Below are 11,245 nucleotides of genomic sequence, written 5' to 3'. Positions count from 1 at the left end.
GATCATTTCCCCTTAAAGGTTGCCGGGCGCCTGGCCAGAAACGCAGAAACGCCTTCACGGTAATCTTCGCTGCGCCCGGCGAGGCGCTGGTAATCACGTTCCAGATCCAGTTGGGCATCAAGCGTGTTGGTTTCTGAGGCATAAAGCGCTTTTTTGATAAGCCCAAGGCCGAAGGTCGGCTGGCTGGCAAAATGGGTCGCCAGCTGCCGCGCGGTATCGCCCAGTTGCTCGTCGTCCACTACCTGCCAAATCATGCCCCACTGGTGAGCCTGTTCGGCGCTAAGCGTATCGCCCATCAGCGCCAGGCCCATTGCCCGGGCGCGGCCCGTAAGGCGGGGTAAAAACCAGGTACCGCCGCAGTCGGGAACCAGACCCAGCTTGCTGAAAGACATAATGAATTTTGCCGAACGTGCGGCGATAACCATATCGCAGCCCAGCGCAAGCGTAGCGCCCGCTCCGGCAGCCACGCCGTTTACCGCGGCGATGACCGGTTTTGGCAATTTAGCCAGGCGGCGCATCAGCGGGTTATAGAAAGTCTCTACCGAATAGCCGAGATCGGGTACTTCGCCGCTCGGGTCAACATTGCGGTCATTAAGATCCTGCCCGGCACAGAACCCGCGCCCCGCGCCGGTAATCAACAGGCAGCGAATAGTTTCATCGCGTTCGGCTTGGGTCAGAACTTCCGCCAGCTGGCGGTGCATCTCGTCGTTAAAACTATTGAGGCGCTCCGGGCGGTTCAGGGTCAGGGTCATTACCCCGTTTTGCACATCGCTAACAATAAAACTCATGATTAACGTCCTTTGAAGGCGGCAGGTCGTTTTTCCAGGAAGGCGGCAATGCCCTCCTGGCGATCTTCGGTGGCGGCGAGCAGCGTAAACAGCTGGCGTTCCTGCAACAGCCCCTGATTAAGGCCGGTTTCCTGAGCCTGGCGAAGAGCCGTTTTTGCCGCCTGAAGCGCAAGTGGAGCGTGGCGGGCAATTTGCGCGGCCAGCTTTTGCGCATACTCGAGGGTAAGCGCCGAAGGATGAACCTCCGCAACCAGCCCGGCCTGCAAGGCCCGCTGCGCATCAATTGGCTCGCCGCTCAACACCATGCGGTAGGCCAGCGCTTTTCCTACGCTGCGGATAAGCCGCTGCGTACCGCCTGCCCCCGGCATAATGCCGAGCGTAATTTCCGGCAGGCCGAAGCGGGCATTATCCCCGGCAATAATAATGTCGCTTAGCAATGCCAGTTCGCAGCCTGCGCCGAGCGCATAGCCGTTAACGGCGGTAATCAGCGGTTTAGAAAAGCGTTCAATGCGCGCCCAAAGCTGCGGGCGCGGGTCGTTGAGCGTGGCGGGCATATCGCGGCTTGCCATCTCTTTTAAATCCGCCCCGGCGGCAAAAAAACGTTCATTGCCTGCAACAACAACGGCGCCAATGCTTTGCTCCTGCTGCGCCGCTTCCAGCGCTTCGGCGAGCTTCGTCAACAGCCCATTATTCAGGGCATTACGCGCCTGGGGGCGGTTCAGCGTCAGGGTTAAAACTCGCCCGATCTGGTGGCTCAGTATTTCGCTCATCACAGCCCCTGCGCGTCAAAATCAAGTACCACATCGTCACCCTTCGGCAGCGCCTGGCAGCTCAGCACATAGCCCGCCGCCAGCTGATCCGGCTCCAGGCTGTAGTTGACGCCCATTTCCACTTCACCGCTTATTACTTTGCAGCGGCAGGTGGCACAGACGCCGCCCTTGCAGGCATACGGCAGGTCAGCCCCCTGACGCAGCGCCGCATCAAGAATGCTTTCGTCCCCGGCGGTAAGCGTAATCTGGCGAGCGACTCCGTCCTGGCGCAGAGTGACAACTTTGCCTGCGGCCTGCGCCCGCGAGCGGGAACTCGGGGTGATGCCCGGCGTGTTGAAGTGTTCGATATAGATATTCTGCTGCGCTACGCCAAGCTCCAGCAGCGTGGCCTCGGCTTCCTGCATCATGCTTTGCGGGCCGCAGATAAAGGTGCGATCAAAGCCTTTGAGATCCAGCAGATGGTCGCCCAGCGCCCGGAGCTTCGCGCCGTCCAGCCGCCCGCTGAGCAGGTCACTTTCCGGCTTTTCCTGGCTGAACAGATAGATAAGCTGTAGCCGCTGCGGGTAGCGGTCTTTAAGATCGGCCAGCGCCTGGCGGAACATCATGCTGCCGCTGCTGCGGTTGCCATAAACCAGCGTGATGCGGCTTTGGGGTTCAGCGGCGAGCGTAGAGCCGATAATGGCCAGCATCGGCGTAATGCCGGAGCCAACCGCCAGCGCCAGATAATTGCCTGTGGTTTGCGGGTTTGGCTGGTAGCCAAATGTCCCCTGTGGAACCATCACTTCCAGCGACATACCTGCCGCCAGGTCGCTTAATGCATATTGAGAAAAGCGCCCGCCTTCAATGGCTTTTACCGCCACGCAAATTTCGCCCGGCTTTTCCTCACGGCAGATAGAGTAACAGCGGCGCAGCTCTTCGCCGCCCAACTTAGCCTTCAACGTCAGGTGCTGGCCGGGACGAAAACGATAATGGCCGCGCAGCTCGTCGGGAACGGCAAAAGTGATAGCCACCGCTTCCGGGGTTTCAGGTTCAATACGCGCCACTTTCAGGGAATGAAACGTCGTCATGGCAACCTCAAATACATTTAAAGTAATCAAAGGGTTCGCGGCAGCTGTCGCAGCGGTAAAGCGCTTTACAGGCCGTGGAACCGAATTCGCTAATCAGCGAGGTGTGCTCGCTGCCGCAGCGCGGACAGGTCACCTGTGCCGCCAGAGTTGCGTGGCACGAATGCCCCTGAGGCGGGCTGATGCCGTAGGCACGCAGTCGGGATTTAGCCTCCGGCGTCATCCAGTCGGTTGTCCAGGCGGGATGCAGAACCTGCTTGATATGCACCGGGCTTAGCTCTGCCGCTTCCAGCGTTTCGCGAATCGCAGAGAGTAAAAACTCGGTCGCCGGGCAGCCTGAATAAGTCGGCGTAAAGCCGATGTGCCAGCCGTCCTGCCGGTGCTCCACGCTGCGAACCATGCCCAGGTCGGTGATGGTCAGCACCGGAATTTCCGGGTCGCTTATTTCACCAAGCAGGCGCCATACGTCGCGCACGGCTGCGGGTTGAAGCGTTGCGGTTTGCATCCTGTTCTCCTTACCACTGCTGATTCGGATAAGCGCGCTGGAGGTATTGCATTTCTGCCAGCAGCGGGCCGAGGTGTTCGGTGTGCAGGCCCTGCTTGCCGCCGGTGCGGTACGGCGCTTCTGCCGGTATCTGCAACGAGGCTTCGCTCAGCCCGGCGACGACCTCCAGAAGCCATTCGTCTCTGAGAGCCCGCGAGTCAACCGCAATGCCCTGCTCCGCCAGCTCAATCTCCAGCTCATCGGCGACAAACATTTCGCCGCTAAAGCGCCACAGTTTGTTAAGAGCGTTTTGCATTTTTTCTTGCGACAACGCCGTCCCGTTACCCAGGCGCAGCAGCCAGCCGCGGCTAAAACGCAGGTGGTAACGCACCTCTTTAATCGCTTTGGCAGAGATAGCCGCCAACTGCTGGTCTTTGCTGTCCACCAGGCGACTGAACAGTGCGACGTGCCAGGCGTCCAGCAGGTACTGGCGCATTAAAGTTTCGGAAAAATCGCCGTTTGGCTGCTCGGCCAGCAGCAGATTTTTGTATTCGCGTTCATCGCGCCCGAATGCCAGCTTGTCTTCATCCAGACCGCTGCCTTCACGTTCCGCCGCATAAGTCAGGAAATTGCGGGCCTGTCCCAGCAGGTCGAGGCCGATATTTGCCAGCGCGAGATCGATTTCCAGTTCAGGGGCATGGCCGCACCAGGCACTGAGACGCTGGGCCAGCACCAGGCAGGTATCGCCGAGGCGCAGGCTGTATGTTGCTACGGGATCGAGTGTCATCGGCTGCCTCACATATGCTCGATGCCGTCAGGCAGCGTGTAGAAAGTGGGGTGGCGGTAAACTTTGCTGTCCGCGGGGTCGAAGAACTCCGGGCGTTCTTCCGGCTGGGAAGCCACTATCTCGCTGGCCTTGACGACCCAAATAGAGCAGCCTTCGCTGCGGCGGGTATAAGCGTCGCGGGCGTTTTCCAGCGCCATCCGATCGTCGGCGGCGTGCAGACTGCCTACGTGACGGTGGGATAATCCATTTTTGTTGCGGATAAAAACTTCGTACAGCGGCCAATAGACATTGCTCATTTTTCTCTCCTTCAGGCGGCGTTGCGTGCCTGTTGTTTTTCGGCATACGCAAGGGCGGCTTCGCGCACCCATGCCCCTTCTTCCCAGGCTTTACGTTTGGCGGCCAGGCGCTCTTCGTTGCAGACCCCGCGCCCGGCAACCACTTCATTAAATTCCTGCCAGTCAATTTCGCCGAAGCGGTAATGACCGCTTTCTTCATCAAGGTGCAGGTCTTTGTCCGGTACGGTCATGCCCAGCAGTTCAACCTGCGGCACGGTGTTGTCCACAAAGCGCTGGCGCAGTTCGTCATTGCCAAAGCGTTTGATTTTCCAGGCCAGGCTTTGTGCGCTGTTTGGCGAGTTGTCGTCGTTCGGGCCAAACATCATCAGCGCCGGCCACCAGAAGCGGTTGATGGCGTCCTGCAACATCTGACGCTGTTCGGGGCTGCCGTTTGCCAGCACCGCGCAGGCTTCAAAACCCTGCCGCTGGTGGAAACTTTCTTCTTTGCAGATTTTCACCATTGCTCTGGCGTAAGGGCCATAAGAGGTGCGGCACAGCGCAACCTGGTTAACGATGGCGGCCCCGTCTACCAGCCAGCCAATGACGCCGATGTCGGCCCAGTTCAGCGTCGGGTAGTTGAAGATTGAGGAATACTTCATCTTGCCGTCGAGCATCTTCTGGTAGAGATCTTCCCGCGCACAGCCCAGCGTTTCGGCCGCGCTGTAGAGATAAAGACCGTGCCCCGCCTCGTCCTGCACTTTTGCCAGCAATATCGCCTTACGGCGCAGGCTTGGAGCGCGAGTAAGCCAGTTCCCCTCCGGCAGCATGCCAACTATCTCAGAGTGGGCGTGCTGCCCAATCTGGCGAATCAGCGTTTTACGGTAGGCCTCCGGCATCCAGTCCTGAGGCTCAATAGCGGTTTCCTGGCGGATCCGCTCCTCAAAGCGTTGTTGTTCTGTCACGGCATCACCTTATGATTCAGTTTAAATCCACAAGTCGTTAAAATGTGAATCACGTAATGATTAAAAGTTACAGATAAGTTAATGGAGATCGCAAAGTCATCACCACACGTTTGTGAGGCTTATCACGATAAATATCTACAAATGTCTATTTATCATTGAGATAACCTAATGACCGATAAAACACACAATCACATTGTTAATAAATTATTAAACTACGACTTGATTTTTATGATTCACAAAACAAACATTATATGAATTAAATGCAGCGAATCATGGAGAGTGTGATGCAACAGTTAACCAGTTATCTGGCCGGGCAGTGGTTTACCGGTCACGGTAAAGAAAGAACTATTTTTCATGCCGTTAGCGGCGAACCTTTGTGGCAGGTCACCAGCGAAGGTGCGGATATGGCGCAGGCGCGCCGCTTTGCCATAGAGCAAGGCGGCAAAGCGCTTCAGGAAATGACCTTTATTCAACGAGCGGCGATGCTAAAGGCGGTTGCCAAACATCTGCTGGCAAACAAAGAGGCGTTTTACGAGGTTTCCTACCAGACCGGCGCAACCAAAGCAGATAGCTGGGTCGATATCGAAGGCGGCATTGCTACCCTTTTTGCCTATGCGGGAATGGGCAACCGCGAACTGCCGGACGACATCCTCTGGCCGGAAGATGAGTTAATTCCGCTGTCAAAACAAGGAGGCTTTGCCGCCCGCCACGTACTGACTTCAAAATCCGGCATGGCGCTGCACATCAACGCCTTTAACTTCCCCTGCTGGGGCATGTTGGAAAAACTGGCCCCGACGTGGCTCGCGGGTATGCCAGCCATCATCAAACCCGGCACCGCCAGCGCGCAGCTGACTCATGCTATGGTTAAGTCGATTGTTGAGTCTGGCCTGGTGCCGGACGGCGCTATCAGCCTGATCTGCGGAGGCGTTGGCAACCTTTTCGAACAGCTGGACGAGCAGGATGTGGTGACCTTCACCGGCTCCGCCAGCACCGGCCAAAAGTTACGTTGTCACTCAAATATTGTCGCCCGATCCATCCCGTTCACCATGGAGGCGGACTCGCTTAACTGCTGCGTGCTTGCGGAGGATGTTTCGCTGGAGCAGCCTGAATTTGCCTTGTTTATTCGCGAGATAGTCCGCGAAATGACCGCCAAATCAGGCCAGAAATGTACCGCTATCCGTCGCATCATCGTTCCCCACAAGCAGCTTGATGCCGTGATCAGCGCTCTGAAAGCGAAACTGGAAAAAATTCAGCCTGGCGATCCGGCAGTGGAAGGCGTGCGCATGGGCGCATTAGTCAGCGTGGAGCAGCGCGAAGACGTTCAGCGCAGAGTCGACCAGCTGCTCGAGGCCGGTTGCGAAGCCGTGCTCGGCGGCAAGGCTGATGCCTCGCTGCGCGGCGCATTCTTCCCGCCAACCCTGCTGCTCTGCCAGCAGCCGGACGAAACGCCTGCGGTACATGAGCTTGAGGCCTTCGGCCCGGTGGCAACCGTTATGCCGTATCGCGATATGAACCACGCCATGGCGCTGGCTCGCGCAGGCCAGGGTAGCCTTGCCGGAACGCTGGTTACGGCCGACGAGAAAATCGCCCGCGAATTTATTCTTGGCGCGGCGCGCGCTCATGGCCGAATTCAGGTACTCAACCAGGAGTCAGCGGTTGAATCTACCGGCCACGGCTCGCCGCTGCCAATGCTAGTTCACGGTGGCCCCGGGCGAGCAGGCGGCGGCGAGGAACTAGGTGGCCTGCGGGCGGTGAAGCATTATATGCAGCGTACGGCAATTCAGGGCAGCCCGACGATGCTGGCCGCCATCAGCCAGCAGTGGAACTATGGCGCTAAAGTTCAGGAAGATGCGGTGCACCCATTCCGCAAGCACTTTGAAGAACTGCGCCTCGGCGAAAGTATTCTTACAGCACGCCGAACGATTACCGAGGCCGATATTGCGAACTTCGCAAACCTCAGCGGCGACCGTTTCTATGCTCATACCGACAAGATAGGCGCGGCGGAATCTTTCTTTGGCGAGCGTGTGGCACACGGCTACTTTGTTGTCTCTGCCGCGGCCGGGCTGTTTGTTGACCCAGGCGTAGGCCCGGTTATCGCCAACTACGGCATGGAAAACCTGCGTTTTATCGAGCCGGTCAAAATTGACGATACCATTCAGGTGCGCCTGACCTGCAAACGCAAAACGGCAAAGCCACAGAAAAGCGCGGAAGATAAGCCGGTTGGCGTGGTGGAATGGGCGGTGGATATCACCAACCAGCATCAGCAGATTGTCGCCCGCTATTCGATTCTTACTTTAGTGGCCCGTTTACACGGTGATTTCGCCTTGTAGTTTTACTCACCTTGCAGCAAGTGCCTCGCTTCAGGCCCGCAGCGATGCCCTTTCCCCTGGCTCTCACCGCCCCCGGCTTTGACCCATTTCAGGCGGGGTTGAGCTGCCGGGAGCAGCGAAAGAGAGCGATCGTCGGGAACGGATCGCGAACGACCCCGAATGTTTGGGTGATAGCCGGGGGTTTACCGCTTTAGCGGCGATGAGTTTGCCGGGCGCCGGGGGTTGCCAGGGGGAAAGGCGTAATTTCCCCTGACACGTTCACCGTGCACGGAGGTGCCAGAGATAATCCGCTGTGCGGGTGAACGGAACATAACCAACCTTGCAGAGGTTATATCTCCTGGTTACAGCCGTTAATGCCAACCCGGAGAGGATTCCGCCGGACGGATGAACGGAACAGATCCGGGCGAATAGCTCCCCCTCCAAACCCGCATTCTGGCAACCACAACAAAACGGTTGGCAGACACGACAAGGGAAGCGCCGACGGAAGTTGTTATGTTGAATCCGACACTCTTTATCCAGCACGCAGATAACAACACAACACACTCTGAAGGTGAGAACGTGATGACAATTAAAACTGGAAAAAAAGCGCTGGCGCTGGCCATTGCGCTCCTGACCTCTGCCGGTGTTAACGCCCCAGCCTTCGCCCACGGCGGCGAAGCGCATATGGTGCCCATGCAGAAAACGCTCGCTAATTTTGGCGCGGACGTCCAGTGGGACGATTACGCGCAAATGTTTACCCTCATCAAAGACGGCGCTTATGTAAAAGTGAAGCCAAACGCCACCACGGCGGTGGTTAACGGTAAAACGCTGAAACTTGAAGTGCCGGTTATCTTTAAAGACAAAACGGCGTTTATCTCCGAAGGCTTTATCAATGAAGTTTTCCAGTCCGGGCTGGATCAAACCTTCGCCGTAGAGAAAAAACCACACCCGCTTAATTCCCTCAGCGCCGATGAAATTAATAAAACGGTGGAGATAATCAAAACAGCGGCGGAGTACAAAGCCAATATCCGCTTTACCGAGATTTCACTGCGCGAGCCGCCTAAAGAGCAGGTATGGAAGTTTGTGATGGACGGCACCAGCATTAGTCAGCCCCGCGAGACCGATGTCATTATGCTCGATGGTCGCCATATTATTGAGGCCACTGTGGATATAAGCGCGGGAAAAGTGAATTCATGGAAGCCCATAGAGGGTGCTCACGGCATGGTATTGCTGGACGATTTTGCCAGCGTACAGTCAATAATCAACGGCAGTAAAGAATTTGCCGAGGCGGTGAAAAAACGCGGTATCAACGATCCGTCTAAAGTGGTGACCACCCCGCTCACGGTCGGCTATTTTGACGGTAAAGACGGCCTGAAGCAGGATCAGCGTCTGCTTAAGGTCATCAGCTATCTCGACGTTGGCGACGGCAACTACTGGGCGCATCCGATTGAAAATCTAGTCGCCGTGGTAGACCTCGAGCAGAAGAAAATCATAAAGATTGAAGAAGGCCCGACTATCCCTGTACCGATGACGCCGCGTCCTTATGACGGGCGCGACCGCGCTGCCCCGAGTCATAAACCGCTGGAAATTATCGAACCGGAGGGCAAAAACTACACCATTACCGGCGACACCATCCGCTGGCAAAACTGGGATTTTCACCTGCGCCTCAATTCCCGCGTCGGGCCAATCATCTCTACCGTGACCTATAACGACAACGGCACCAAACGCAAAATAATGTATGAAGGTTCGCTGGGCGGGATGATTGTGCCATATGGCGACCCGGATATCGGCTGGTACTTCAAGGCCTATCTGGATGCAGGTGATTACGGCATGGGCACGCTGACCTCGCCAATAGCACGCGGTAAGGACGCACCGGGCAATGCGATTTTATTGGATGAAACCATTGCCGATTACACAGGTAAACCAACCACGATACCACGCGCTATCGCCGTTTTTGAGCGCTATGCCGGGCCGGAGTACAAGCATCAGGAAATGGGCCAGCCGAACGTCAGCAGCGAACGCCGCGAACTGGTGTTGCGCTGGATTAGTACCGTCGGCAACTACGACTATATCTTTGACTGGGTATTCCACCAGAACGGCAGCATCGGTATCGACGCGGGCGCTACGGGCATTGAAGCGGTAAAAGGCGTGAAGGCTAAAACCATGCACGATGCCAGCGCGAAGGAAGATACGCGCTACGGCACGCTGATTGACCACAATATCGTCGGCACCACCCACCAGCATATTTATAACTTCCGCCTGGACCTGGATATTGATGGCGAAAATAATAGCCTGACTGCTATCGATCCGGTAGTGAAGCCAAATACCAGCGGCGGGCCACGCACCAGCACCATGCAGACCGATGAATATGCGATTAAAAATGAGCAGGATGCGGCCCAGAAATTTGACCCCGGTACCGTGCGCCTGTTGAGCAATCCTAATAAAGAGAACCGCATGGGCAACCCGGTTTCTTATCAACTGATCCCTTATGCGGGAGGCACTCATCCGGTAGCCACCGGCGCGAAATTTGCTCCGGACGAATGGATTTATCACCGCCTGAGTTTTATGGATAAACAGCTGTGGGTGACCCGCTATAATCCGGATGAACGCTATTCAGAAGGCAAATACCCTAACCGCTCCGCCCACGATACCGGGCTGGGAGCCTATACCAAAGACAACCAGTCGCTGGAAAACAGCGATAACGTAGTCTGGCTGACCACAGGCACCACGCATATTGCGCGTGCTGAAGAGTGGCCAATCATGCCAACGGAATGGGTACATGCCCTGCTGAAACCGTGGAACTTCTTTAACGAAACGCCAACCCTGGTGCAGTCGGCGGATAAGGCCGGGAAGTAGTCAATAAGGGCGCTCCGCAACGAGCGCCCGCTTTTTATTCCGCAGACTTAACAGCTTGCCAGGCGTGGATCAGCAGCGACTGAAAGAACTGGACGCTGCTCGCAAAACCCGCTTCCAGCAACAGCGCCTCCGTTTGCCGCGGTGCAAGCAGCAGCAGGCGACGGTTTAGCTCAGCCTTAACCTCTTCGATATCGCGCGGGCGCTGGGTGAACGCCTGCTGCAACGCTACCCAATTTTTCAACTGCCCGTTAAAAGCCGAGTCCTGCATATCACCGGCTATCTCGGCCGCTATCAACTGCCCGTTTGGCTTCAGCCTGTCAGCAATGTGCTGATAAATGCCGCCGCGCCGTGGGTGCTGGATAAAATGCGCCACCAGCAGGCAAAGCGCCACGTCGAATTTGCTCTGCGGCCGAACATCATCCACATGGCCGACAATCAATTCGCAACGTTCGCTGAGCCCTTCCCGCTCAAGTTTTTCAGCGCATACCGCCAGCATATCCGGCGAAGGATCAACCCCGGTAAAGCGCCATGTCGGGTGCTCTTTTGCCAGCCTGACTATCTCTGTTCCGGTGCCGACACCCACGCACAGCACACGAAAATCATCTGGAAAATCTCGCAGCAGCAATGAGATAAGCAGGTGCAGGTTGTCCGAAATTTCCTTCAGCCGCTGGTTACTGACGTCGTACTGGCGTGAAAACTCAGCGTTAAAAATGTCATTGGTATCGTTCATCAGGCTGCCTCGGTTCACGGCTTTAACAACTCATGTAACTTACGATAGCACATGAGTTGAGGGTTTAAAAATCGTTTTCTTCAGCGCCATCAACGCCTCTCAGAACAGATTCTCCGCTGAAAAATATCCGATTAAATAACCGATTGATTAATATCCAGGCAAATAAAACAGCCCCTAATGAAATTTCTTTTCCGCTGTCGGAATAATTTTTTCCGCAAAA

10 protein-coding genes are annotated in these 11,245 nt (G+C 56.3%); 2 read left to right on the top strand and 8 right to left on the bottom strand.

Annotation, left to right across the window (positions count from 1 at the left end; genetic code table 11):
- Positions 1-2: 2 nt before the first annotated feature.
- Genes paaG through paaA form a run of 7 tightly spaced genes read right to left on the bottom strand, consistent with a single transcriptional unit; the run spans position 3 to position 5,130 of the window.
- Entirely contained in the window at positions 3-791 is a 789-nt protein-coding gene (gene paaG, locus FOC35_RS19450; RefSeq protein ID WP_172570407.1) for a 2-(1,2-epoxy-1,2-dihydrophenyl)acetyl-CoA isomerase PaaG, read from the bottom strand.
- A complete protein-coding gene (paaF, locus tag FOC35_RS19445) occupies positions 791-1,558 on the bottom strand; it encodes a 2,3-dehydroadipyl-CoA hydratase PaaF (RefSeq protein WP_172569867.1) in 768 nt (255 codons plus the stop codon). The genes paaG and paaF overlap by 1 nt, the downstream gene beginning before the upstream one ends.
- Entirely contained in the window at positions 1,558-2,625 is a 1,068-nt protein-coding gene (gene paaE / locus FOC35_RS19440) for a 1,2-phenylacetyl-CoA epoxidase subunit PaaE (RefSeq protein WP_016536601.1), read from the bottom strand. Before paaE ends, paaF begins: the two co-directional genes overlap by 1 nt.
- 7 nt (positions 2,626-2,632) lie before the next feature.
- A complete protein-coding gene (gene paaD, locus FOC35_RS19435) occupies positions 2,633-3,127 on the bottom strand; it encodes a 1,2-phenylacetyl-CoA epoxidase subunit PaaD (protein WP_172569866.1) in 495 nt (164 codons plus the stop codon).
- A gap of 10 nt (positions 3,128-3,137) precedes the next feature.
- The gene (gene paaC, locus FOC35_RS19430; RefSeq protein ID WP_172569865.1) at positions 3,138-3,893 is read right to left on the bottom strand and encodes a 1,2-phenylacetyl-CoA epoxidase subunit PaaC; all 756 of its coding nucleotides are present in this window, start codon (positions 3,891-3,893) and stop codon (positions 3,138-3,140) included.
- Positions 3,894-3,901: 8 nt separating this feature from the next.
- The gene (paaB, locus tag FOC35_RS19425; protein ID WP_172569864.1) at positions 3,902-4,189 is read right to left on the bottom strand and encodes a 1,2-phenylacetyl-CoA epoxidase subunit PaaB; all 288 of its coding nucleotides are present in this window, start codon (positions 4,187-4,189) and stop codon (positions 3,902-3,904) included.
- An 11-nt stretch (positions 4,190-4,200) separates the two neighbouring features.
- Positions 4,201-5,130: a 1,2-phenylacetyl-CoA epoxidase subunit PaaA gene (paaA, locus tag FOC35_RS19420; RefSeq protein ID WP_172569863.1), complete on the bottom strand. Its 930-nt coding sequence runs from the start codon at positions 5,128-5,130 to the stop codon at positions 4,201-4,203.
- Positions 5,131-5,414: 284 nt separating this feature from the next.
- Between paaA and paaZ the strand changes: the two genes are divergently transcribed.
- Positions 5,415-7,460: a phenylacetic acid degradation bifunctional protein PaaZ gene (paaZ, locus tag FOC35_RS19415; protein ID WP_172569862.1), complete on the top strand. Its 2,046-nt coding sequence runs from the start codon at positions 5,415-5,417 to the stop codon at positions 7,458-7,460.
- 561 nt (positions 7,461-8,021) lie between these two features.
- Positions 8,022-10,295: a primary-amine oxidase gene (gene tynA / locus FOC35_RS19410; protein ID WP_172569861.1), complete on the top strand. Its 2,274-nt coding sequence runs from the start codon at positions 8,022-8,024 to the stop codon at positions 10,293-10,295.
- 34 nt (positions 10,296-10,329) lie between these two features.
- On the opposite strand, the gene FOC35_RS19405 is transcribed toward tynA, so the two are convergent.
- The gene (locus FOC35_RS19405; protein ID WP_172569860.1) at positions 10,330-11,025 is read right to left on the bottom strand and encodes a class I SAM-dependent methyltransferase; all 696 of its coding nucleotides are present in this window, start codon (positions 11,023-11,025) and stop codon (positions 10,330-10,332) included.
- Positions 11,026-11,245: the final 220 nt, after the last annotated feature.

The sequence above is a fragment of the Cedecea sp. FDAARGOS_727 genome, from assembly GCF_012273235.1.
In the GTDB taxonomy this organism is placed as follows: domain Bacteria; phylum Pseudomonadota; class Gammaproteobacteria; order Enterobacterales; family Enterobacteriaceae; genus Cedecea; species Cedecea davisae.
This window is presented reverse-complemented; position numbering and strand designations above follow the sequence as displayed.